We start from the raw sequence: 23,712 nt of genomic DNA, 5'->3' as shown, positions 1-23,712 counted from the left end.
CTACTCTTCACGGGTAAGGACATCTTCGGCCAGAATAGCGTAAGTGCGGTGATCCTGCCATTCTCCGTTAATCTTAATGAACCGGCGGGCCAGCCCTTCTGCCTGAAAACCGTTCTTCTCCAGTACTCTGCGGGAGCCGTTATTATGCGGCAGGATTGCAGCCTGCAGCCTGTGAAGCCCCAGGGAGCGGAAAGCATATTTCAGAATCAGCTGCACAGCTGCAGTAGTATAGCCTTTTCCTTGCTGGCTGTGGTCAATGAGATAACCGATGTCGGCAAATTGTCCGACGCCCCGCACAACGTTAGAAATCGTAATCTGGCCAATCAGCTCACCGCTAAGCAGATAGATGCCAAACATATAAGCGTTATCCTGCCGGGAATCCTCTATCCGCTGGGCAATCAGCTGCCGCTGGCTGTCCAGGGTGAAGTAGTCATTGTCGCGCAAAGGCTCGAACTGCTGATGCTCTTTGCGGTTGTGCAGGCGCAGGCTCAGCAGATCTTCGGCATCGGTAAGCTGCAGCAGGGAGAGATAGATTCCCTGTGCAGTATCGTACAGCTTGTAAGACATAGAGAATCCTCCTCATGACAAAAGTATCAGTGTGCAAATCCCTCATGATCTAGAGCTTGGCCGGACGCTGCCGCAGCCGGCGGAAGAAGGAGGTCAGCAGCTCCGCACATTCTTCCTGCAGCACCCCTTGAATAACCTCGGTCCGGTGGTTAAAACGTGACTCCTCCAGCAGATTCATCAAGGTTCCTGCACAGCCTGCTTTGGGATCAGGGGTCCCATAGACGGTAAGCGGAACTCTGGCCTGCACCATGGCTCCTGCACACATAGGGCAGGGTTCCAGGGTGACATAGAGCTGGCAGCCGAGCAGACGCCATGAATTAAGGGTGCGGCTTGCTTCCCGGATAGCCACCATTTCAGCATGGGCAGTGGAATCCAGGGTGGTCTCGCGCAGATTATAACCCCGGCCAATGATTTTGCCCTCATGGACGACAACAGCACCAATCGGCACTTCACCCAGCGCCTCCGCTTTGCGGGCTTCGCCTATTGCTTCTTTCATCCAGTATTCATGAATGGCCTGTACATCAGCCGTCAGCTCTTCAAAGTCTATATTCAAATTCATCTTCCCTTCTGGTATAGCCCCTTGTACAACGAACAAATATTCGTTCTTAACAAACTGTGGGTAACTCTGTGGATAAGTGGCGAGTTATGCACATAATTATTCACATCACTATTTGGCAAAATGTTTATATGTGCACAACCTGTGGATGGCTGCTTATTTATTGTAGAGAAACTGTCCGGAGAATTCAATATATCCCCGGCGTTTGCTTGATTGAAATGTCTTTTCAAATAGTTGGGCAAAAGGTATGATATTTATGAATGCCCCGCTAGGATTTACCAGCGGATAAGAGGTGAACAATAAGTTTGTCCATAAAAACAAAACTATCAGCGATTATTTTTGGCTCTGTACTCCTGATTCTGGCTCTGAACCTTACGCTTAATTTATATGAGGTGCGGAATAATCTGCGTAATGAAAGTATAAGCAATATGCTGATAACCGCCAAGCAGGTCGCAGTTTCAGTGGAACAGAGCAGCTACAGTTCGAAGTATGTGGAGCAGAAAATTGCCCAGAACCTGAGACTCGCGGCAATTCTGGCATCCTATGAGCTTGATCCAGATATCGAGAAGATTGAGAACGGGCAGCTGAAGGAGCTGGCCGTCAGGCTTGGTGTGTCTAATATTTCGCTGCTGGTCAAGACTGATAATGATATTGTCGTGGCCAAGTCGTCAGATCCCTCGGAGATTGGCCTTTCCACAAAAGGCATGGGCTTTTGGTATGTGGCACTATTGGAGCTGCTTGCGGGCCATAATGTATCGGTAGATCAGGGGCAGTCACTGGAGAACTTCTGGTCAGGTCCGTTTGAATATTCAACCTCAAATCCGGTCTACATTGATAAATGGGGCTACTACTATGATGGGAGCAGCAACTATCTCATAGATCCGTATGTCCGGAGCACGGCGGTTAGTGATTACGTCAAAATCATGAATCCGGATGAAATTATCCAGGAGTCCAGAGCGGTGAATCCCGGAATTCTGGAGATAACGGGGATTAATCCGAAGACGTTCGGTTCACCGAGTATGATGCCGGACGGCAGCGACCCCGGTAACCGGAAGCTGCACAACCGTCCGATCCAGTACGGGACTTATGCGTATGGCAATGTAGCCGCTGATAAGGCTGCCATCCGGGAAGCGTTGAATAAGGGTGAGCCGGTAACACTAGACACAGAGGCGCTGGGCAAAAGAGTGCTTAAGAGCTTCATTCCAGTCTCTCAACCGGGAGTCCCCGATTATGTGGTTGGTGTAGTAATGGATTACGGGACAATATCAGCGGTGATCAAGCAGCAGCTGTCCAATAATATCACCACTTCGGTGCTGCTGCTGATTGTCTTCTTCCTGGCCAGTTATATTATGGCGGGTCTGATTACCCGGCCGATTCAGGATATACTGGCTAAGGTGAATGATGTAGCCAAAGGCAAGTTCGAGCCTCCGCTGAATGTAGAGAGCCGCGATGAGCTTGGGCAGCTTGCCCACCGGATTAATGCCATGACTTCACATCTGCTGCAGCATACCAACCGGCTGGGGCAGACACTGGAAGAGAACCGGGCGGTTAAGGAGCATCTGGAATCCGTGATCAACAGCACCTCCGATGCGATTCATACCGTCGATATGAACGGCCGGATTACCAGTACCAACAAAGCGTTTCAGGAGCTGTACGGCTGGAATGCCGCAGATGCAGCAATCAAGACCCCGTATCTCGTTCCGGCTACCGTAAGAGAGCAGGAAGAGGCGCGTCTGCGGCAGCTGAGGGAAGGGGCGACTCTGCCGCCGGTGGAGACAGTGAGGCTGAAGCGCGACGGTTCTATTGTTGAAGTCAGCGTAAGCACTTCGGTGATCCGTGATGAGGACGGGCAGCCGCAGTCATTCGTGCACGTCTCACGGGATATGACGGAGCGCAACCGGATTGAAGAGCTGCTACGGCGGTCGGAGAAGCTGACTACAGTGGGCCAGCTGGCTGCGGGGGTTGCCCATGAAATCCGCAATCCGTTAACAACCTTAAGAGGGTTTCTGCAGCTTCAGCAGGAGAAGAAGGTTCTGGTACCGCTTCATAATGATCTGATGCTCTCTGAGCTGGACCGGATTAATCTGATTGTGAGCGAATTCCTGATCTTAGCCAAACCGCAGGCCGTGCATTTTCAGCAAAAGGATCTGCGGCATATTGTGGGTGACGTGATCTCACTGCTGGACAGCCAGGCCCATCTGTTCGGTATAGAATTCGCGACTTATTTCTCAGAGGTGCCGGCCATGGTGCATTGTGAGGAGAACCAGCTGAAGCAGGTCTTTATCAATGTAATCAAAAACGCTATTGAGGCTATGCCTGAGGGCGGGACGATTACCCTGGAGCAGCACCAGCATAATGATTCTGTGGTGATCGTCGTTTCTGATGAAGGCGGCGGAGTTCCTGAAGAGATGCTGCCGAAGCTGGGAGAGCCCTTCTTCACGAATAAAGAGTCGGGAACGGGGCTGGGTCTGATGGTCAGCCACCGTATCATTCAGGCGCATAGAGGCAGTCTGGAGATCCGCAGTGAGTATGGGCGGGGGGCTCAGGTAATGATCAAGCTGCCTGAAGCAGGGGAAGATAATCTTCCTTCAGGCATGATTATAGAACGGAGTGAAGACAAACATGAGAATCAATAAGTTCATCAGTGAGACAGGATACTGTTCACGCCGTGAAGCAGACAAGCTGGTCGAAGGGGGCAGGGTGACCATCAACGGGGAGCCCGCTCTGCTGGGCAGCCAGGCGGAAGCTGGAGATATAGTGCTGATAGACGGCAAACGCCTTGAAACGGGCAGCAGGGTCGTTTATATTGCGCTTAACAAGCCGGTAGGGATTACTTCTACTACAGAGGGCCATATTCAAGGTAATATTGTTGATTTCATAGGCCATGAAGAGCGCATCTTCCCGATCGGACGGCTGGACAAGGATTCAGAAGGATTAATTCTGCTGACGAATGACGGGGATATTGTTAACAAAATATTACGTGCAGAAGGCAGGCATGAAAAGGAGTACGTAGTTACAGTGGACCGGCCGGTCACCCCTTCCTTCCTTACAGGCATGTCTACCGGTGTGAAGATTCTGGGCAGCAAGACGCTTCCGTGTAGAGTGACGCGAATCAGCGAGCGGGTCTTCCGCATTATTCTGACGGAAGGCAAAAACCGGCAGATCCGCCGGATGTGCAGCGCATTCGGTTACGAGGTAAGACGTCTGCAGCGTATCCGCGTGATGAATATTCACCTGGGAGCACTGAAGACCGGGGAATGGCGTGAGCTGTCACCGCAGGAGAAGCAGGAGCTAGGAGCGATGCTGGACTACCAGCTGCTATAGAGTTGAAGTGAACGGGCGATGAAACAAAGAGCTGTTCCGGAGGCCGATTAAAGGGGCCAAGGGAACAGCTCTTTCTGTATGATAAGCTAAGTTTAACGGTATTATTTATCCGCAGCAGCAGGAACATCAGAAATATCGGTGGTCTCAGTTGTAGCATCTTTATATTTACGGAGAATCGAGACTTCTACACGGCGGTTCTTGGCGCGCCCGGCAGCTGTTGTGTTCTCAGAAATAGGATGGTATTCACCATAGCCGATCGGACTGAACTTGACCGGGTCCAGATTGGGATTAAGCAGCAGGATCTTCATGAACTGAAGAGCACGGGCTACACTGAGATCCCAGTTGGAGGAATAGATGCTGTTGGAAATCGGGATGTTATCTGTATGCCCCTGCACCAGTACATCATAATCGGGAAACTGCTGCAGCATGGTTGAGATAGACTTGGCCAGCTGGCGTGATTCATCCTTAACCACTGCCTGTCCTGAAGCAAACAGGGCATTATCGCTGATGGTGATCATCAGCTGGGACTGGTTCAGTTTGGTACTGAGCAGATCAGACATGCCATTCTTCTTAATATAGGAATCGAATTGCTGCTTGAGCTTCTCCAGATCCTCCTGCTCTTTGGCACGAAGTTTGGAGATCTCGGCGGTACCTGTATTTTTATCTATAACATTATTCATTTTATCCTTATTACCTTGGTCGAGTTGAGTACTGGTAGGCGAGTCCGAGCGGAACTCCAGTACGCCGCCGCCGCCGCTAAGCGCTGAATTGAAGGCCTGGGCCATCTGTTCAAACTTCTGGGCATCAGTGGCACTCATGGCATACATAACGAGGAACAAGGCAACGAGCAGGGTCATCAGGTCGGAATAGGGCAGCAGCCAGGATTCATCGGCATGCTCTTCGTGCTCCTCATGCCTAGTCTTTTTGCTCATTTGCGGAACCCTCTTTCTCGCTCAACTTAGCACGTTCGGACGGGGTCAGGAAGACGGACAGTTTCTGGTTAATTGCTATAGTGGATACCCCGGATTGAATGGATAAGAGGCCTTCCACCATCATCAGGCGGACTTCAATCTCACGTTTGGAGATCCGCTTAAGCTTATTGGACATCGGGTGCCACATTACATAACCGGTGAATATACCGAGCAGAGTGGCAATGAATGCTCCGGCAATCGCGTGGGCCAGGACATCCATGTTACTCATATCCCCCAGGGCGGCAATCAGCCCGATAACGGCCCCGAGTACCCCGAGTGTAGGGGCGTACATTCCGGCTTGCGAGAAGATCAGGGCTCCGGCCTTATGTCTGTCTTCCGTAGCGTGAATGTCTTCCATAAGAACATCGCGGACAAATTCCTGGTCGTTACCATCAATAATCATCCGCATGCCGTTGCGGAGAAAGGCATCCTCGATCTGATCAACATTGGATTCCAGAGCCAGCAGCCCTTCGCGGCGGGTGATGGAGGCCCATTCCATAAACATAGTAATCAGTTCGCCCTTGCCGACCATTTTTTTCTTTACAATAAGGATTTTTATTAGTTTAGGGAAGTTTTTGACTTCAGACATAGGAAAGGCCATGAAGATCGACGCTGCCGTACCGAGAAAGATAATGACATAGGCCGCCGGGTTATTCAAGCTTGTCAGTGGAGCGTGCTTGAGTACCATCCCCCAGACTACTGCGATTAGACCAAAGACTAAGCCTAGTATTGTTGAAATTTCCATTTATGCACCTCGTCCATGAGAATTGAAAGTGATCCGGATATTCCGCGTTAATCATCCTTGAACCGCGGAGGGACACACTGCACGTAACCGAATTACGTATATTCTTATTTATCGACAGCATTCCCTTTTTTGTGAAGTGATTTTTTCGGCTATAATAGATAAGGTAAGTTATTATTCATCAGTGAAGAAAACGGAGTGATTGACGTGGGAGTAAAGCATGGCAGAGATTACAGTGAAATATTAACAGATTTGACCGGTGCGGTCGGGCGGATTTCCGACGGGTATATTTTCTTTGAGATGGAGCCGGATGAGTGGGCAAATCTGCCTGAGGAGTCGAAGCAGGAGGTTTGGGAAGCACTTGCGGAGGATCTGTTCTATGCCTTGGGCAATGAGCCTGTAATCAAGGTCGGAAGCGGAGTTGTCATGTACGATAAGGATACACACCGGATCAATATTCTGCTCGGTGATGAGGATCTGGCATCGGTTGTTCTGGTGTAGCACGGAGGCGTCCCCGGGAGCCGGGTTTGTCCGCAGCCCTCGGCCCATGTTAAACTTGAGGTGAGAAGTACTATTCGCCGGGATTTGAGAATACATTAAATCGAAAAAAATCTTTAGCCTGGCACATCCCTTGGACTTCAGAAGCTGAGGGATGTTTATTTTGAGGGCCAACTAAGGTAGGGAGGGAACAAAATGCAATATACAGAGGAAGAACTGCTGGAGCAGATCGGCAAGCTGGACGGCTGGAGGCTGGAGCAGAATACGATGGTGCGCAAATATATGTTTGGCGAATATATGAAGGGCATTGCTTTTGTAGACGAGGTTGCCGCAATATCAGAGGCATTTGATCATCACCCGCATATCACGATTGATTACAAGACCGTTATTCTGCGCCTGGCTGCAGATGTGGAGAAGCTTGATATCCGTCAGGCTTATGAAATTAATGATGCTTTCGAGAAGAACCGTTAAAGATTATAGAACTATGCCAAAAGCAGCTATGTCTGTTCTATAAAAATGCCCGCGCACGGATACCTGATATCCTCTGCACGGGCATTTTACTTATTAAATCAGTCTGGTATCCTTGTACCGGAGTTATTTCTTCTCAGACAGCCAAAGCGCAACATTCGCAATTTCCTCCGGGGCCAGCTTATCCTTGAAGGAAGGCATCTGTCCGCGGCCTTTGGTCACAATGCTGAAAATCTGACCCGCATCATGCTGCCCGCCTTCCTGCTGGAGGCTCGGCCCTACCCCGCCCTGAAGCTGGTCGCCATGGCAGGAAATACAGCTCACTTTGACTGTAGCCTCTGCACTGGCTGCATCCAGCACCACCTCAGGCATGGTCGGCTTGTTCTCTTCGGCTACTTCGGATTTACCGGGCAATGTGAACATTAAGACTACCGCAAAGGCGCAGGCGGCAAAAAACAAACCGCTCATAATCCATTTCTGCATCTGCATCCGTCCCTCCCTGTAAGCTGCTTCCTTTATTATACTGGAAGGTGAAGCGTTATCATAGCATTTGTGACAAAAAAATGAACGGGTATTCTGCGAAATTTTTAGACACATACAATAAGAAGGTTATTTCTCATAAACCATGCAATAAAACGGCTTATTGCCCGTTGGTGTTCTGCGTTCATAGGTATCGGTAATGGTAAATCCGCATTTCTGGTAGGCGCGGATGGCGCGCTGGTTCCAGGTTAATACCTCCAGATCGATCTCCCGCTCAGGATAACGGGCCAGAGCAGCCTGGACGATGGCTTTCATGAACAGATGCCCCATGCCGTGACCGCACAGATCAGGCCGCATGCCCACGCCGAGACGGACTACGCCTTCCATAGGAAACAGCTGGGCGAAGCCGCAGAGAATACCTTGGCCGTTCACGACCGATACATACTGCTCGCTGCGCAGCTGCGGGTCTCCGAATTCAACACCGAGCGCCTGCATCTGCTCCCAGGACATCCAGCCGTATATATTATACGGGGGCCTGTAATTCCACTCACAGATCGCAGCTGCATGCTGCGGCTCCATAGGAACCACATAAAATGTAACAGGAGTACTAATCATAACGGGGACCTCCTTTCAGGAGAGAATACTTCTTGTAATAATTATATACAAAACCAGCAGATTGGACGCAAATAACGGCCGGAAATGCAGAAACTTGACAAACGCGAAAAAATATTTTATGAAACGGCATTATGGGTGTTTGACGGATATAGAGCGGGGTAAGTACTTTTATAGACAAAAAAATAAGCCCTTCCCCAAGATTTCGGCAAAAATCCTGGAAAAGCGCTTATCTTAGAACTGCTTATTGCACATCGTCATTGTCTTCGGAATCTGCAGCCACGCTCTTGTAAGCATCCGTACTCATAATCCGTTTGGCGCCAACGTAGCGGTTGACGTAGTAGCTGTCACTCAGCGAACTGATAGTTACACCACGTGAGGAAGAAGCATGTGCGAACTTGCCTTCGCCAACATAAACGCCGACATGGGAAATGCCTTTACCGCTTGTGTTGAAGAAAACAAGGTCTCCCGGTCTCATCTCGTCACGGGATACAGCCGTACCCATCTGGTATTGGGAACCGGATTGGTGTGGCAGGTCAATACCGATCTTATCAAAAACATACATGGTAAATCCGGAACAGTCAAAACCGCTTGTTGTTGTGCCGCCGGATACGTATTTGGTCCCGATGGCTTTGTCGATCACTTTATCCATTTTGGAATCCGCGAAAGCGCTTCCTGCTCCGATGGTGAAGATGATGGAAAAGCTTAGTACTGCGGCTGCTAACTTCTTCTTCAAAAGTAAATACCCCTTCCAAATGCCTACGAGGTTAGCTTAAGGGTTCGGTTGAAGGTCCCCTATGACCCCTCTTAGAATAGGAGGTCAATTCACCCAAAGTTGGTTCCCCCGTTTCCCTAACTTGTTAGGAAACTCGGCACGACTGTTGATTAGGATTAGCTGTTTATTCAATACATGACAAAACCTTTGTAAAAACAGATTCAATAATTACAAAAATGTTACTAAAATCTCACTGCGATAATTGTAACAAAGACTAGGGCGCTTGGCAATCACTTATAACATATTAATGCATTTTTTTTGCACATTTTAGAGTTATAGGTGCTTAGAAAGACTCATATTTACGTACAAGGTAAGCTACAGGTAAGTTATTTCGAATAATTTATTAAAAATCCGGTGAAAAAGCTGTTTCATGGTTTGCAGAAATGTGTAAAAGGTAGAATAAGGAAAAGGAAAAACCCGGAAATGATTACGGCAATAATCAAGTTCCGGGCCTGTATAAGTTACATTTAGTGTTAGAGGATTCAAAATCCGGGGAAATAATCAAGAGTTCAATCGTAAGCGACAGCCTGATAGGCGGTAGTGCTCATTACCCGTTTGGCGCCAACGTAGCGGTTGGCCCAGTATGCCTGACTCAGCGAACTGATGGTTACACCATGTGAAGTGGACGATTGTGCAAATTTACCTTCTCCGACATAAATACCGACATGGGAAACTCCGTTACCCAGCGTATTAAAGAAAACCAGATCGCCGGCACGCAAGTTACTTTTTGCGACGGCTGTTCCTACGTTGTACTGCGCTTTAGAAGTGCGGGGCAAAGTAAGGCCGATATTTTTGAATACGTATTTGGTAAACCCGGAGCAATCGAAACCGCTGGTGCTTGTGCCTCCGGTTTTATAGGCCGTACCAATTGTTTTAGAGATCACAGTATCCATTTTGGAGTCTGCGAAAGCGCTGCCTGCTCCCAGTGTGAATACCATCACAAGACCCAGCGCTGCTGCGGTGCATTTCTTCTTAAAATTCTGACTTCTCAAAAGATGTACTCCTTCCAAGGCCTGCGAGGTTAGCTTAAGGATTCGGTAGAAGGTTCCCCTATGACCCCTCTAAAGCGAGATCAATTCACCCAAAATATGGTTCCCCCACTTCCCGGTGCAAGGAATTAGGCGTTTTGTGCACCAGAACAGTGACTTGTCAGCAAAGGTTAATTTCATAAGTTACAGGTTAAGTTACAGGTAATGTTCAGATCCATCTTAAAGATTACAAATTTGTTACTAGTAGTACAGGCATCATTGTACCAAAGGATTTACAGTTTTGCAAATGCAGCGGCTGGGCCCGTACAAAAAAAGAGTCTTGCGCCCTTTGAGGGAGGCAATGACTCTTGTAGTATGCCATTTTAACAGCAGATTATTGTGGAAATGATTTACTGGACCAGAGATGATACTGTGCGGCGATTCCCCACATTTTGAATAAGGTAGAGGGCAGGAAGGCTCCCTGGCGCAGCAGAAGGGCCGGCAGGCCCGGACAAAGGATGGCAGAGGCACTGCAGAGGATCAGAGTTAACAGACTGCCTGCTCCCATGACTGCCGAGATGAGAATAGACTTCAGCAGTACCTTCAGGCAGATCAGCAGAGAAGCGAACATGCCGCTGCCGGCGGTATAGCCAAACTGCATATAGAGCAGCAGCTTGCGGATGAGGAAGAGGTAGATGAGCCAGCCCAGGACGTAAGGCGCCAGCAGAAGCAGCTGCGGATAATTAAGAATGCCGCTGACAAGCAGCGGGTACATAGCGGGAAGCAGCCAATAGAGCGGGAGAAGGATGAGCGCCCATTCTACGAGACTGAACAGCAGCACCGGGAGCCCATAACGCTTCATTCCGGGAAAAAAGAACAGCCCGCGCGCCCCCGCGCGTTCCTGATGAAGCTCATGCAGCAGCCCTGCCCGGATAAAGGGGGACAGCAGCAGCCGCAGAAGGGACAGTCCCAGCAGCAGCCACAGCCACCGCAGCACAGCAGGGTCACTGTACAGGGCTGTGCGCCCCTCAATGTAATACAGCAGCCTGCCCATTCCGCTGCCGCCGGCGCTGGCATCCGGATAACGCAGCAGTACCGGAACGACCGCGCTTTTGATGAATTTGTACATAAAGTAGCCCCAGAATAGCCGGTAAATGAATAGCAGAATCAGTATATAAAATTGCTCTTTCATGCTGTGCCAACCGCGGGTTATTGAACTTTTCACAATCTTTCACCTCACCAGACCAGAGTTCCGAGCAGGGTTTCAAGCAGTGTAGTGATACTGACAGTCCAGCGGGAAAGCTTGCTGTATTCAAGCTCTGCCATCCTGAAATTGTTAAGATGCTTACTTTCCAGCAGGATGGAATGCTCCGGATCAACCTCCGCGGAGACCAGCGGCGCTTTGTAGGATAGCTCGAAGGTAGTGCTCTTGCCCGCACCGTTCCAGTATTGCTGTACGGTATATCCGTCCGAGAAGGTGAATTTCACAGGAACATCTGCATAATGGCTGCCCTGGTTGCTTACATCCACAACAGCATCATACTGCAGGCCATCTCCTTCGCTGCTGCGCTTGACAGAGAGCGAGATGTCATCTACTGCAAAGTCAGGAGCGCCTCCGCCATATACATACTGGTCAAAGTAAGTCTGCCAAGACTGCTTGGTCACTTTCTCCACAACCTTTTGGAAGTCGGCGGTGGTAGGATGCTTGAAGCGGTATTTACGGGCATAAGCCGCAAGAATGGCATCCATATTTTTGGTTCCGGTAAGCCGTTCAATATCCTTCAGCACCAGCTTGCCCCGGATATATACATTCCGTGTATAGGCTTCATCCCCGCTGTACTTCCAGGTTGCAAGCTTGAGCGGCTGAGCGGAGGTGACCAGGCTCGACTGCAGCGGAAGGCTTGAAGCTACGCCGTATTCCTGTTCCATCAGCCGGTCTTCGGCATAGGAGGTGAAGCTCTCATCCAGCCAGGCTTCCTCGAATTCATTGCTGGCAACCATGCCATAGAAGAACTGATGGCCGATTTCATGGATTACTGTGCGCTCAAGTGTAGTGCCCGGCGATGCCTCTGCTGCGCCGAAGGCCGTAATCAGCGTCGGGTACTCCATGCCTCCGGCCCCGTTGCCTGACTCAGGCGGGACTACAATGGACAAGGTGGAGTAGGGATAAGGCCCGTACCATTTGCTGAAAGCCGTGAGGGCAGCCTCAGCAGCCTGGAAGTAGCGCTCCTGGAGATCCTTATGCAGCGGGTCCAAATAGAGCTTAATCCGTACCCCGGGCACCTGCGGCGCCGAGAAGGCCTTCTCGGCGACAATGAAATCCGGTGATGCCGCCCAGGCGAAATCATGAACATCATCAGCGTAGAACTGATAGATCTTGCGGTCGCCGGCCAGCTTCGCATTCTTCACCGGGAACCCGGTTGCAGCAACCGTGTAACGGGACGGAACGGAGATGGTTACGTTGTAGATGCCGAAGTCACTGTAGAATTCGGAGGTGCCGTGATACTGATGCAGATTCCAGCCTTCCTCCCTCAGCCCCCGGGTGCCGGCAGGCTCGTAGACGCTAATCTTGGGGAACCATTGCCCGGCCATAACGAAGTTACCTGCAGTGCCCATGCGGGCGAATATTTTGGGCAGCTTGACCTCAAACTTAAGCTTTAGCGTAACGCTCTCACCGCTGTTTACCGGCTGGGGCAGATGGACCTTGAGCAGGGTTGTATCCTGTACATTGCCGTCGTCAGGCTGAACATACTGAGTGCGCTGCATAAGTGAAACTCCCTCAGAGGTGCGCAGATCTGTCAGGGTAAGGCTGCCGAATCCGCCTGCAGGCATAGAATCTCCGCGAAGCGTGCCTCCGGACTCCTTCATGAAGGTGGTATTGCCGGAAGCGAATGCGTTAGGGTAGAGGTGAAAATAAAGCTCCTGCACCGGCTTCTTGCCCGGATGTGTCCAGGTCATCGTTTCAGTTGCGGTTAAAGTTTCCGTATCCTCCAGCAGCTGAACATCGATGTGATATTCCGTGACCCGCTGGCTTAATGCCTCAGATGCCGGAGGAGGGGTGATTTCCGGAAGAACAGACTGCACCGTCTGCGGCCCGGGCAGGGCGGCAGGGGACTTGGCCTCTTTCGGGGCAGCGGCCGTCCAAACGGCAGGGCTATGCCCTGACAGAATCCATATTCCGCCCCCGAGCAGGGTGAGGACGGCCAGAGCTGCGAAGATAAGGGTGTACCTTAATGAATGTGGCTTCATACTGTGATTCCTCCCGTGACAAGCATCTACGGGATGTATATGTTTGCATTCGCCGCATTATTAGCTAAAATTAAATAATTAGTGAATGGAAAGGATGTGCACATGTGGATAACATACAGCCGGAGGGCAAAAAACAGATTTCCCTTAATATTGTCAACGCCAGAGCCAAGCATAAGGGCTTCGGCGCAGGCTCCATAGAGCTGAATAATGTATCGCCGGTCATTATTGATCAGGGTGAAGCGGTTATCGATATCGGTGCCATGCATGCCAAGAGCAAAGTGGAGAAGGGCATTAAGTTCTCCATGAACCGGGAAGATGTCCCGGCCGGCAGACAGGTCTGGGTCGTATGGGTAGCGGTCGACCGTACCGCAGACAGCCAGTTCTACGGAGGCATCACTGCCTGTGAGATGTGGATTGATACTGAAGCCCGGCGGGGCTGGAAGATTCTCGCGGATCATGTCAATAAGCTGGATGCTGCGCTCAAGCGGAAGGTGATTCTGGAGGGGCTTGGCGCACCGGAGCGGGCAGCGCTGAAAGCACTGCTGATGGCCCATAACCCAGAGTGGTGGGCGGCTTCGCCGGAAGAGCTGAAGGCGCCCTTGTCGGAGCTGGAATAACAGTGTAGGTAAGGATACAACTGCAAACAAGGCTTGGCTCTCTGTCAGCAGAGGACCAAGCCTTATATGTAATTTGTATAAGATTTCCGGTCTACGTATTACTGTGTTACTCTGCCTGGTGAGCTTAGCTTGCGCTTTAGCTGGCTTACTCGGGCCTGGCTGATTCCGAGGACCTCGGCAAGCTCCTTCTGATTGGCGTAGGGATGCTCCTCCATAGCCTTCACCAGCCGCTGGCTCATTTCTTCAGTCTTACTCCTGCGCCCTCCGCGGACAGGCTCGGTATCCTTCTCAGCTGCTGCAATTGAAGCGGCGGCGGTCTCCTCAGACCCGCGCCCGGGATCGCCCAGCTCCTGCAGGCATGCCTTACAGATGAACTGGTCCTTGTAGTAGGTTACCTGATCAAGGCTTCTGCAGAACGTGCATTCTGTGGAGGTGTACTTTCGCAGTACAATAATTTCCTCATTTAGAATAAAAAACTCGATGGGATCCCCAATGTCGATATTTCGTGTCATGCGGATTTCTACGGGAACCACAATTCTACCAAGACTGTCTAAACTCCGGATCATGCCTGTATCTTTCATTCCATGTCCCTCATTTACATCTTTATATTTTTTGTGGATACCTTCTGATTATAGCAGTAATTGTAAGTTTAGAGAACGGGGAAAGCGCATACAAATGGGGTCATATCTTGTCGCTTTATAGAGGAATTAGCCGGTATACGGCGGATTAGAGACTATTGGTTATATGTACATGAAAAACCTCTCCTTTGGGGGATTTCCCAGAGGAGAGGCTGATTAGGGTTCTCTAACTTTTACCCAAATTCAGGGCGGCGAAACAGCCGGAGGAAAATTCAGGACAGAACGAAAGGCTGAGCCTCCCGGCTTACGACGGAAACATAGGGATTACCCCGGAGGTAGAAGCGCCAGGGGCGTTCTGCGTATTCCTCTGCATAAGGAATATTAATGCGCGGTGACTGGACGATGTCCAGCGACTCAGGTGCCTCTCCCTGCTCAAGCCAGAGCGGACCGCCCCGCAGATCAAGTCTTGCCGCATTCAAGGTCTTATCGACCGCAAGCGCACGGCATAGCTTGCCCGGTCCGCCGGACAGATCGGACGGCTTGCGGACGGCGGTTCCCCGGCAGGCAGCCATAAGCTCCGCATCCTTAGCGGTAAGCGGCTCGACCGCCCGGATGAGGACCGCATGCGGATCGTCCTCAGCGGCAGTCACTACATTAAGGCAGTGGTACATGCCGTAGATCAGGTATACATAAGCGCAGCCGCCGGCGCTGAACATGACTTCTGTGCGGGCAGTCCGGCGGCCGCCGTAAGCATGGCTTCCCTTGTCCTCGGCACCGCCATAGCTCTCCGTTTCTACAATACGGCAACGGATCTCGCCAGCCCCGGTACGGCGGACCAGATGCTGTCCGAGCAGATGCGGGGCAGCATTGACTGCGTCAAGCGCATAAAGCTCGGGCCGCAGCATCCGCTGTGCGGCGGCATCCCGGCCGCCTGAGTAATTCTGCTTCATGGATGGGAGCACCTTTCTGCGGCGGAATAGCGCTGCAGGGCAGCAGCGCCAGTGCCGTGCTCCTCCTATCGTAACGCAAGGCAGTCTGCGGCGGCAATGCCGGTCAGTTCATCCACCAGCGCTTAATGTTACTCCAGAGGGAATGCTCCTCCTTGGCAGGACCCTCCGTATCCGCCGGGCTGTCTGCTCCCGGGTAGCCTTCACCAGTCCCGGTGCTGTGCTGATCACAATATTCTGTGGGCTCTGTGCCGCTGATGAAGGCCGTAAGCACTTTCTCGGGACAAGCCGCTGTAGCCAGCTTGCCGGACTGGGGATTGATATATAAGCTGACTACACCATCAGGAATCGGGAAAATTTTGGGCGGGACATTCGCCAGCGCTTTCTCAGTGAATTCAGCAAAGATCGGCGCTGCCCTTCTTCCGTCAGCAGTTGCGATATCGCGGCCCTTATCATAGCCTACCCACACTGCCGTGGACAGCTCCGGTGTGAAGCCGACCATCCAGCCGTCGGTATCGGTGGTCCCGGTTTTGCCGGCAACAGGACGCTTGATCAGCGAGGCTACCCGGTTTCCTGTTCCTCCGCTTTCGAAGACGCCCTCCATCAGCCGGGTCAGCACATAGGCTGCTGCCGGCTCCACCACAGCTTCACCCTGAGTCCGGGGAGCTTCATATAGAAGACGCCCGCCGGCATCGGTAATTTTCAGAACTGCGGTAACCGGCTGCTTCACTCCGCCCCCGGCAATAACAGCGAAGGCAGAAGCCATTTCCAGCGGGCTGACCGGTGAAGTGCCAAGCGCCAGGGAAGGGACGCTCTGCAGCGGGCTGTTAATCCCGAGGCCCTCTGCCATCGCTGCGACTTTATCGGCGCCGATCTTCATAATTGTATTTACGGCATAGATATTGTCGGAAGCGGCAATGGCCTGCTGCATGTTGATTTCACCGAGATATTTGTCGCCGAAGTTCCTGGGCTGATAGGTTTTGCGGTTATTGTCGTAATGGAACAGCGTCGGCTGGCTGTTGAAGACAGACAATCCGGTCATCATCCGTGAGGAGAGCGCGGTTAAATACATGATCGGCTTAAAGGAAGAACCGGGCTGGCGGGTGGTAGCGAGGACATGATTAAATGCGCTCGCCCGGTAATTGGTGCCCCCGACCATAGCCTTAATATAGCCGGTGCGGGGGTCAATGGATACCAGCCCCGTCTCCAGCTCGCTGTTATGATCCATACCCTTGTCCACCGCTTCCTCAGCAGCCTGCTGCATGTCCGGGTCAAGGGTCGTATAGACATTCAGTCCCCCCTGGTCCAGCTCCTCGCTGCTGATATGAAGAGTGCCGGTTACAATGCTGCGCACATAATCACGGAAGTAGGGAGCTGCGGCAGCGGTGTTTTTTTCACCCTGAGGTTTGAAATCCAGTTTCTCTTCTCTGGCCGCATCCGCCTGCGATTCGCTGATATCCCCTACTTCAACCATCGCAGCAAGGATGATACCCTGGCGTTTCACCGCGCTGTCCAGATGCGTGTAAGGAGAATAATAGGTCGGGCCTTTGGGGATTCCGGCCAATATGGCACTTTCCGCCAGATCCAGGTCTGCAGCGGATTTGCCAAAATACATCTGTGAGGCGGCTTCAATCCCATAAGCACCATGGCCGTAATAGATTTCATTCAGATACATATTCAGAATCTCGTCTTTGCTGTATTCCATTTCAAGCTGAAGCGTGTACAGGGCTTCTTTGCTCTTGCGGGTCCAGGTCTTCTCATGGGTCAGATACAGATTCCGTGCCAGCTGCTGGGTAAGTGTACTGGCTCCCTGGGTACGCCCGCCTGCCTGCAGGTTGGCGAGCACAGCTCTCCCCATTCCCTTCAGATCAAAGCCTGCATGGCTATAGAATTTGCGGTCCTCCACAGCGAGAGTAGCCTGGATGAGCAGCGGTGATATTTGATTAAGCTCTACCGGGTCGCGGCTGCGGCCGTCTGTAGTGAAGGTAGTCAGTACATTGCCCCTGGCATCAAGCAGCCGGGAGCGGATATCATCCCCGATCGGGGGGAGCGGTTTCTGATATAAGAGCCCGAGCAGGATTCCGGCTCCAAGCAGGGTCAGCAGGGAAGCGAACGCCAGCAGCCGGAAGAGCCGGCGGAGGCGGCGTTTAGGAACTTTGGGTGCAGCAGATTCGCGCGGCATGAGATCAGGCTCCTTCGGTTTCGCGCAGAAACGGTACAGTCCTGTAAGACCCGGAGGCAGTTTCTGCTAGTACTCCTCATTATGGGAAAGGAAGCCGGCAGATATTCATACCGGGGGGAGGGCAGGCAGAGGCGGCTTGGATAACGGTAACCAAATTGTCTTCTTTTTGTGACCTTGCCGGGGTAGAGTATACAGTCTCCGGGGCAGTATAACTGAGTAGTGACGGATACAGGGCAATAACAACAGCTGGAGGGATTATTATGAAATGGACTATAGCAATAAAGCGGACAGCCTTAATTATTCTGTCAGCCGGAATACTGGCGGTCTCCGGCACAGGTATACCGGGAACGGAGACCGGTTCCGCTGCTGCTGCACCGGCATGCGGCTCCGGAGATCACGGCTTGCTGCGGGAGCTGCAGGCGAAGCATTCCGGTGCTGATACAGCGCCGCTCGGCTTCACCGATATTCAGTTTCTGAGCGCGAGCACCGGACGGGCTGCCGGTGACGGCTTCCTGATCGGCACCTCGGACGGGGGCTGTCATTTCCAGAAGATCTATGAAGGGCAATGGAGCTTCCGGCAGATTGATTTCATTAATAATGTGCAGGGACGGGCACTGGCTGGCCTGCAGGATACATTCGGGACGTATCTGATCAGTACGGCAGACGGGGGCTCTACCTGGAAGAAAGTAAGCGAGCAGCCAATGGACTTTGAGCGTATTCACTTTACGGACAGTACACACGGATTCGGCTACAGCCAGAAGTCCGCTTATTATACAGCGGACGGCGGACGAAGCTGGAGCCAGATTCCTACCCCGGTAAACACGCAGGGTGCCGAGTTTACCAGCCGGACAAAGGGCTGGGCGGTGGTCGTGCAGGAGGGCACCGGATATCAGGTTATGAATACAGCGGATGGCGGATTAACCTGGAAGACCTCACTGAAAGCGGCAGCTGCCTATCCGGTGGGCGGGCGGATCTATGCTCAGGGCAGCCAGGTCTATGCGCTGCTGTACGGGGACTCAGGGATGTCACAGACCTCGTATTCCCTCTATGCCAGCAGCGGAGGCAGCTGGAAACGGATTATTGCGATGGATACCGCAGGCGGCGGACCGGCGCCGGGCAGCGGCGCAGCGCAGCTGACGACGGGACCTGCTGGCGGCAAGCCGGGCAACATGCAGCTCATCGGCAATAGCACAGCGTACCTGCTCGGGTATTCCCCGGCTGGAGAAAAGGTAGCTGTGGGGCGTTCCTATAACGGCGGTAAAAAGTGGACGAATCAGCCGGCTGTAGCAGGCTATGACGGTATTATTTCATTTCCGGATGCCAAGCGGGGATGGATGGCGGTCAGGGGGCCCGGACAATCTGCTCTCTTGGCTACCGAAGACGGAGGGGCAACCTGGAAACAGAAATTTGCTTTTAAGCCGACAGGCCAGTAAGTGCTGCGGCTGCTATTAAGTGATCAAGACAGCCGGATAAGGCATAACGCAATCTAGAAATAAGCGGCTCCGAACAGCGGGGCCGCTTATTTTGTGTGAGTAATACAAATATTGAGATTTTTGGAACATAAAAGGCGAACCCGAAACGCATCTAGAAGGTCTTATATGCATAGTCAGGTTAGACATGTTTTTAAGGGGTGAAGGGATGGAGGCCAAGGAGCTGTTCGAGATGTATAAAGAGCCTGTCTACCGGGTATGCCGTTATTTGCTGTCCAATGTTACAGATGCGGAGGATGTCTGCCAGGAGGTATTTGTTAAGGCTATTCTGGCTGACAGGTCGGAAGTCAGGAATATGAAAGCCTGGCTTATACGGATTGCTGTCAACGAGAGTAATTCGCTGCTTAGAAGGAGGGCAAAAGGGCGGGATAAGGAACGAAGCCTTTTTTTGAGCGAGCGCAGGGCAGCGTACAACTCTGTTGAGGCTGCTGCAGAGCAGCATGAATTAACCGGACAGTTCTATCTGATGTTTCAGCAGCTTCCTGTGAAGGTGCGGGAAGTCCTGATTCTTCGTTATTCCGGGGAATTATCCATAAAGGAGACAGCGGCTTTACTGGACATTCCGGAAGGAACCGTCAAATCGAGAGGAAACAGGGGGCTGCGGATACTAAGAAGGATTATGCGCAAGTCATCCGGACAAAAGGAGGGCTGCCCGCCATGGGAGCAGATTATGAAAATGTAGTATCTCGGTATTTGGAGCAGCTGCCAGAGCACTCACCTGATTATGCTGCAATGTGGCAACGGATCGAGGATGAGGCCGCCGGCCGCAAAGCTGGATGGACCAGGGACAACGTCAGTGACTCTTCTTTACTGCGGAGCAAACAAGGGAAAAACCTGCGTATGCTGATTCTGGCCGGTGCAGCAGCTGTTTGTCTTTTGTTGGGCCCGGTACTGTTTATGTGGACCGGAACGGAAAGAGCGGCCCATCCACCGGCCGGGATAGGGCAGACTATCGGTCAAGAAACAACATTAAATGGGGTCACGCTAACACTGGGCACGGTGATGGCAGCACCGGGTTTTGCAGGCGGCGATTCCCTGGTTCAGTTATACGCCTCGCTAAAGCTGAAGGGCGGTTTGAAGTACGACCAAGTCGTATTTGCTGAAGAGACTCTGACGGAGCTGTCAACCGGCGAACAGAAGATATTGCCGCGAGGAGGATTCAAGCTGGCAGAAGAGGGGAGCGGGTTAGCTAAAATATACGATATCAACGGGCTAAGCATGACAGCAGCCGAAGGTGAATTCCGTTTATCCGCCAAAAATCTGCTGCTCCGGGGGCAAAAGGAAGCCTCGCTCGGCAGAATTGTACAAGAGGAGGGCAGCCTGCCGCGAACCGGCCTTATATCCGTCCTGTCCATGAAGCGCACAGGAGATCAGCTGACCGTTCAATATACGTCAGCAGCCAAAGATCAGCAAGCTAATAATAAATTGATAATAAGAGTAGGCAATGCTGTTGTGAAGGCCGGAAATACTTCAACAGACGATGAGGGGAGACATACAGATATTTTTTATTTAAACGGTCTTACAGAGGATCAGATCCGAAAAGGGGAGCTGTGCTATTCATACACCGAAACGGTCCGGACCATCACCGGGGATTGGGTGATTGATTTTAAAATCGATTTCGCAGAAGCCAGCCAGCCGGCAGAACTATATGCGTTGGCACCGGATCCGGGCTTGCTCACAAAAAGCGGAATTGCCCTGGAACAGCTGTCCTTATCACCATTGCAGACTGAAATTTCTTACGCCCGGAAGCGGCCCTTCGACATTGAGCATCCCCTGGGTACAGTTCTCCGGTACAGCGGGGTGAAGCTGAAGGTAGGAGGGGAAGTAATAACAGGACAGCAGATAGACGATGCAGATGCTGGCGGTACCGGGGGAAGCTTCTGGTTTTTGCGGCAGTACAAAGACTGGAGGAATCAGCCTATAACGCTGGAGCTTTCCGGCGCGGTAAGGCTGGAACGGGACTTGTCCGGGAATTGGGCAAGGCTGCCTGCAGCAAGAGAAGAGAAACAACTGGTTTTATTAAAATTAGGCAACCTTGATAAGATAGAGTATACCGTTATTCAACAGGGCACCGAGCTGATTGTTCAAACAACAGTCCCTAAGACAATCAGTATCATGTATGGGACGGTATTAAGGGTAGACGGGAAGCTTGTTCACCCGGATCCAAATCGTTCATGGTTCTCTGCAGATTACAATCGCCGAACCGATTATTTTGCCGGGATACCGCTTAAGGCAGCTATTGAAATCAATCCGGGAACTTACGGGATTTCCGATCCATCAGGAGATGCAGCTGTCAGACTCCAATAGTTATGCTTCACTGTATAGTGGCATGCGGTCTTTCCTCCATGTGTGATTTTTAGACCGGTTATGGTAAAATTTTAGATACTTTAACAAATGAACGTCTATATCAGGCTTAGGAGGATGGCCGCCATGGCTTTTCGCGTATCCGCAGTACAGTATCACCTGCATACAATTTCTTCCTTCGGGGAGTTCGCTGCCCAGTGCGAGCATTATATAAAAACAGCCGGGGAGTACGGCGCTGAGTTCATCCTGTTCCCGGAATTTCTCACCACCCAGCTGATGTCTATCGGCGATGAACAAGGCAATGCCTTGGGGATAGAAGACCTGCCGCAGTTTACAGACCGTTACCGGGAGCTGTTCTCCGGCTTTGCTGTGAAGCACGCTGTGCATATTATCGGCGGGACCCATGTACTGCGCAGAAACGGTAAGCTCTATAATGTAGCCCATCTGTTTTATCCGGACGGGAGAATTGTCGAGCAGGCCAAGCTGCATATTACCCCGGCTGAGGTAGAGGGCTGGAATATGGGGGCGGGCGAAGGGCTGGAAGTGTTCGAGACAGACAAAGGCACCATCGCTATGCTGACCTGTTACGATATTGAATTTCCCGAGATTGTACGCATGGCCCGGGCTAAGGGAGCGGATGTAATCTTCTGCCCTTCCTGCACAGATGACCGGCACGGCTTCCACCGGGTACGGTATACGAGCCATGCACGGGCAATCGAGAATCAGGTTTATGTCGTGCTGACCGGAACGGTCGGCTCCCTGCCTACAGTCGATCTGATGCGGGCGAACTTTGGCCAGGCGGCAGTAATCACACCTAATGATATCCCGTTTCCTCCGCAGGGCCTGCTGGCTGAAGGGGAAATTAACGGGGACATGATCATCACGGCTGATCTGGATCTGGATCTGCTGTACCGCGTCCGGGAACACGGATCCGTAACGACCTGGCGTGACCGCCGGACCGATTTGTATACCGACTGGAAGTAAGGGGGAACAATCCGAATGTACTATTCAAGCTTCTATGCCTTTAATGGCCAGACTCCGGTGCAGGCGGTTATCCGCAGCTACACGGAAGCTGATTTTGCCGGGCTGATTACGATCCAGTCTGAAGCGTTTCCGCCGCCTTATCCTGCTGAATTGTGGTGGAACCGGGAGCAGCTGCTGAATCATGTAACGCTTTTCCCGGAAGGGGCTTTATGCGTCGAGGTAGAGGGGGAGCTGGCCGGCTCGGTAACCGGATTGAAAATAAACTTCAGCCCGGAGACCCCTGCGCTTCATCATACCTGGTCGGAGGTTACGGGGGACGGGTATCTGACTACGCATCAGCCGGACGGGAACACACTGTATATTGCCGATCTCTGCGTCCGGCCCAAATACCGCAAGCTCGGACTGGGCAAGGTGCTGGTTCAGTCGCTGTATCATGTAGTAGTGCAGCAGAAGCTGGAGCGGCTGCTTGGAGCGGGGCGGATGCCCGGCTACCATATGAAAGCGTCTATGATGACGGCGGAAGAATACCTGGCTGGAGTTACGGCCGGGGAATGGACGGATCCTGTAATTACTTTTCTGCTGCGCTGCGGGCGGTCGCCTGTGGGAGTGGCAGCGGATTATCTGGAGGATGAAGAGTCAGGGAATTACGCGGCGCTGATGGAGTGGCGGAATCCTTTTCTATTATAAAAAGAAACTGGAGGAGTTTGAATGCACACTAAGCTGGAATACAGAAGAATCACAAGTCTGGCCGACCCTTTGTTCGGGCAAGTACATAATATGCTGGCAGAAGTATTTCCTCCTGAGGAAGTACTGGAATACAGCCTTTGGAAAGAACCGCTGGAGGATCCGGGTATCCGCGTATTCGCAGCTGTGCAGGACGGGACAGTTGTCGGCACCACGGAATACCGCTATTATGCAGACTGGAATGTGGCGATGACCGATTTCACCATCATTGGCCGGGAAGGGCTTGGCGTGGGGCGGTTTCTGGCGCAGAACCGTCTTCAGGACCTGCAGAAGCTGGCGGCTGATAATCACGCAGAGCTGCTGGGCATGTTCGCCGAGATCTATGATCCGTACCGGGTAGCCTACGATTTCGGAGGCATCAAGCCGATGGACCCGTTTGTCCGCCGTGAGGTGCTGTCCCATCTCGGTTATAAACGGATTGATTTCCCGTATGTGCATCCCTCCTGGCAGGGTGACGGCGAGGCGGTATCCGGGCTTGACCTGTGCTTCATGCCGGGCAGTGAGGATGTGGAGGAGATCGGAGCCGGGCTCGTTGCCGATTTCCTGACCCGTTATTACGCTGTGCTGAAAGATAAACCGGACGCCTGGACGTCCATGGTAGAGCAGCTTCGTACCCGCGATAAGCTTGCGCTGCTCCCGCTGTGATGAATGGTGCT

General features: G+C 52.0%; 24 protein-coding genes and 2 riboswitches. Of the genes, 11 read left to right on the top strand and 13 right to left on the bottom strand.

Annotation, left to right across the window (positions count from 1 at the left end):
- Both LOS79_RS24650 and tadA read right to left on the bottom strand, forming a co-directional pair.
- A complete protein-coding gene (locus tag LOS79_RS24650; protein WP_315413081.1) occupies window positions 1-567 on the bottom strand; it encodes a GNAT family N-acetyltransferase in 567 nt (188 codons plus the stop codon).
- A 49-nt stretch (window positions 568-616) separates the two neighbouring features.
- Entirely contained in the window at window positions 617-1,126 is a 510-nt protein-coding gene (gene tadA / locus LOS79_RS24645; protein WP_315413079.1) for a tRNA adenosine(34) deaminase TadA, read from the bottom strand.
- Window positions 1,127-1,428: 302 nt separating this feature from the next.
- Here tadA and LOS79_RS24640 point away from each other — a divergent pair, with 302 nt between their 5' ends.
- A complete protein-coding gene (locus tag LOS79_RS24640; RefSeq protein ID WP_315413077.1) occupies window positions 1,429-3,759 on the top strand; it encodes an ATP-binding protein in 2,331 nt (776 codons plus the stop codon).
- Window positions 3,746-4,447 (top strand): pseudouridine synthase, encoded by a 702-nt coding sequence (locus LOS79_RS24635; protein ID WP_315422434.1) that lies wholly within the window; start codon window positions 3,746-3,748, stop codon window positions 4,445-4,447. The genes LOS79_RS24640 and LOS79_RS24635 overlap by 14 nt, the downstream gene beginning before the upstream one ends.
- Window positions 4,448-4,548: 101 nt before the next feature.
- Here LOS79_RS24635 and motB read toward each other — a convergent pair whose 3' ends face one another.
- Window positions 4,549-5,379 carry a flagellar motor protein MotB gene (gene motB, locus LOS79_RS24630; protein WP_315413076.1) on the bottom strand — a complete coding sequence of 277 codons (831 nt, stop codon included), beginning with the start codon at window positions 5,377-5,379 and terminating at the stop codon, window positions 4,549-4,551.
- Entirely contained in the window at window positions 5,363-6,163 is an 801-nt protein-coding gene (gene motA, locus LOS79_RS24625; RefSeq protein WP_315413075.1) for a flagellar motor stator protein MotA, read from the bottom strand. The genes motB and motA overlap by 17 nt, the downstream gene beginning before the upstream one ends.
- Window positions 6,164-6,367: 204 nt before the next feature.
- Here motA and LOS79_RS24620 point away from each other — a divergent pair, with 204 nt between their 5' ends.
- Both LOS79_RS24620 and LOS79_RS24615 read left to right on the top strand, forming a co-directional pair.
- Window positions 6,368-6,661: a hypothetical protein gene (locus LOS79_RS24620; RefSeq protein WP_315413073.1), complete on the top strand. Its 294-nt coding sequence runs from the start codon at window positions 6,368-6,370 to the stop codon at window positions 6,659-6,661.
- A gap of 192 nt (window positions 6,662-6,853) precedes the next feature.
- A complete protein-coding gene (locus tag LOS79_RS24615; RefSeq protein ID WP_315413071.1) occupies window positions 6,854-7,129 on the top strand; it encodes a 4a-hydroxytetrahydrobiopterin dehydratase in 276 nt (91 codons plus the stop codon).
- A gap of 123 nt (window positions 7,130-7,252) precedes the next feature.
- On the opposite strand, the gene LOS79_RS24610 is transcribed toward LOS79_RS24615, so the two are convergent.
- The 6 genes from LOS79_RS24610 to LOS79_RS24585 form a co-directional block, all read right to left on the bottom strand.
- Window positions 7,253-7,609, bottom strand: coding sequence for a c-type cytochrome (locus tag LOS79_RS24610; RefSeq protein WP_315413069.1), 357 nt, complete (start codon window positions 7,607-7,609; stop codon window positions 7,253-7,255).
- A gap of 126 nt (window positions 7,610-7,735) precedes the next feature.
- Window positions 7,736-8,221 carry a GNAT family N-acetyltransferase gene (locus tag LOS79_RS24605; RefSeq protein ID WP_315413067.1) on the bottom strand — a complete coding sequence of 162 codons (486 nt, stop codon included), beginning with the start codon at window positions 8,219-8,221 and terminating at the stop codon, window positions 7,736-7,738.
- A 241-nt stretch (window positions 8,222-8,462) separates the two neighbouring features.
- Window positions 8,463-8,954 carry a C40 family peptidase gene (locus LOS79_RS24600; protein ID WP_315413066.1) on the bottom strand — a complete coding sequence of 164 codons (492 nt, stop codon included), beginning with the start codon at window positions 8,952-8,954 and terminating at the stop codon, window positions 8,463-8,465.
- 5 nt (window positions 8,955-8,959) lie between these two features.
- Window positions 8,960-9,103, bottom strand: a riboswitch (cyclic di-AMP (ydaO/yuaA leader).
- Window positions 9,104-9,502: 399 nt separating this feature from the next.
- Window positions 9,503-9,931: a C40 family peptidase gene (locus tag LOS79_RS24595; RefSeq protein ID WP_315422432.1), complete on the bottom strand. Its 429-nt coding sequence runs from the start codon at window positions 9,929-9,931 to the stop codon at window positions 9,503-9,505.
- Window positions 9,932-9,988: 57 nt separating this feature from the next.
- Window positions 9,989-10,127: riboswitch (cyclic di-AMP (ydaO/yuaA leader) on the bottom strand.
- Window positions 10,128-10,355: 228 nt separating this feature from the next.
- Window positions 10,356-11,153, bottom strand: a complete 798-nt coding sequence (locus LOS79_RS24590) for a hypothetical protein (protein WP_315413065.1) — start codon at window positions 11,151-11,153, stop codon at window positions 10,356-10,358.
- A gap of 44 nt (window positions 11,154-11,197) precedes the next feature.
- On the bottom strand, window positions 11,198-13,210 hold the full coding sequence (locus LOS79_RS24585) for a M1 family aminopeptidase (RefSeq protein ID WP_315413063.1): 2,013 nt from the start codon (window positions 13,208-13,210) through the stop codon (window positions 11,198-11,200).
- Between the two features lie 104 nt (window positions 13,211-13,314).
- On the opposite strand from LOS79_RS24585, the gene LOS79_RS24580 reads away from it, so the two are divergent.
- A complete protein-coding gene (locus tag LOS79_RS24580; RefSeq protein WP_315413061.1) occupies window positions 13,315-13,827 on the top strand; it encodes a YwhD family protein in 513 nt (170 codons plus the stop codon).
- 98 nt (window positions 13,828-13,925) lie between these two features.
- Here the strand turns inward: LOS79_RS24580 and LOS79_RS24575 are convergent, their stop codons facing one another.
- The 3 genes from LOS79_RS24575 to LOS79_RS24565 all read right to left on the bottom strand — a co-directional run bounded on the left by LOS79_RS24575 (window position 13,926) and on the right by LOS79_RS24565 (window position 17,534).
- The gene (locus tag LOS79_RS24575; RefSeq protein ID WP_315413059.1) at window positions 13,926-14,408 is read right to left on the bottom strand and encodes an AbrB/MazE/SpoVT family DNA-binding domain-containing protein; all 483 of its coding nucleotides are present in this window, start codon (window positions 14,406-14,408) and stop codon (window positions 13,926-13,928) included.
- Between the two features lie 269 nt (window positions 14,409-14,677).
- Window positions 14,678-15,355 (bottom strand): DNA-3-methyladenine glycosylase, encoded by a 678-nt coding sequence (locus LOS79_RS24570; RefSeq protein WP_315413058.1) that lies wholly within the window; start codon window positions 15,353-15,355, stop codon window positions 14,678-14,680.
- A 103-nt stretch (window positions 15,356-15,458) separates the two neighbouring features.
- Window positions 15,459-17,534 (bottom strand): transglycosylase domain-containing protein, encoded by a 2,076-nt coding sequence (locus LOS79_RS24565; RefSeq protein ID WP_315413057.1) that lies wholly within the window; start codon window positions 17,532-17,534, stop codon window positions 15,459-15,461.
- 260 nt (window positions 17,535-17,794) lie between these two features.
- On the opposite strand from LOS79_RS24565, the gene LOS79_RS24560 reads away from it, so the two are divergent.
- From LOS79_RS24560 to LOS79_RS24535, 6 genes are all read left to right on the top strand, one after another.
- Entirely contained in the window at window positions 17,795-18,967 is a 1,173-nt protein-coding gene (locus tag LOS79_RS24560; RefSeq protein ID WP_315413055.1) for a beta propeller repeat protein, read from the top strand.
- 205 nt (window positions 18,968-19,172) lie between these two features.
- On the top strand, window positions 19,173-19,706 hold the full coding sequence (locus LOS79_RS24555; protein ID WP_315413054.1) for an RNA polymerase sigma factor: 534 nt from the start codon (window positions 19,173-19,175) through the stop codon (window positions 19,704-19,706).
- A 50-nt stretch (window positions 19,707-19,756) separates the two neighbouring features.
- Entirely contained in the window at window positions 19,757-21,331 is a 1,575-nt protein-coding gene (locus tag LOS79_RS24550; protein WP_315413052.1) for a hypothetical protein, read from the top strand.
- A gap of 123 nt (window positions 21,332-21,454) precedes the next feature.
- Complete coding sequence (locus LOS79_RS24545; protein ID WP_315413051.1) at window positions 21,455-22,312, top strand: carbon-nitrogen hydrolase family protein; 858 nt, start codon at window positions 21,455-21,457, stop codon at window positions 22,310-22,312.
- Window positions 22,313-22,327: 15 nt separating this feature from the next.
- Window positions 22,328-22,999, top strand: a complete 672-nt coding sequence (locus LOS79_RS24540) for a GNAT family N-acetyltransferase (RefSeq protein WP_315413050.1) — start codon at window positions 22,328-22,330, stop codon at window positions 22,997-22,999.
- A gap of 33 nt (window positions 23,000-23,032) precedes the next feature.
- Window positions 23,033-23,701, top strand: a complete 669-nt coding sequence (locus LOS79_RS24535; RefSeq protein ID WP_315422430.1) for a GNAT family N-acetyltransferase — start codon at window positions 23,033-23,035, stop codon at window positions 23,699-23,701.
- The last annotated feature ends 11 nt before the right edge of the window (window positions 23,702-23,712 follow it).

Source organism: Paenibacillus sp. MMS20-IR301 (genome assembly GCF_032302195.1).
Classification (GTDB): Bacteria; Bacillota; Bacilli; order Paenibacillales; family Paenibacillaceae; genus Paenibacillus_AQ.
The sequence above is the reverse complement of the archived record's forward strand: the minus strand, read 5'-3'. Positions and strand labels throughout refer to the sequence as shown.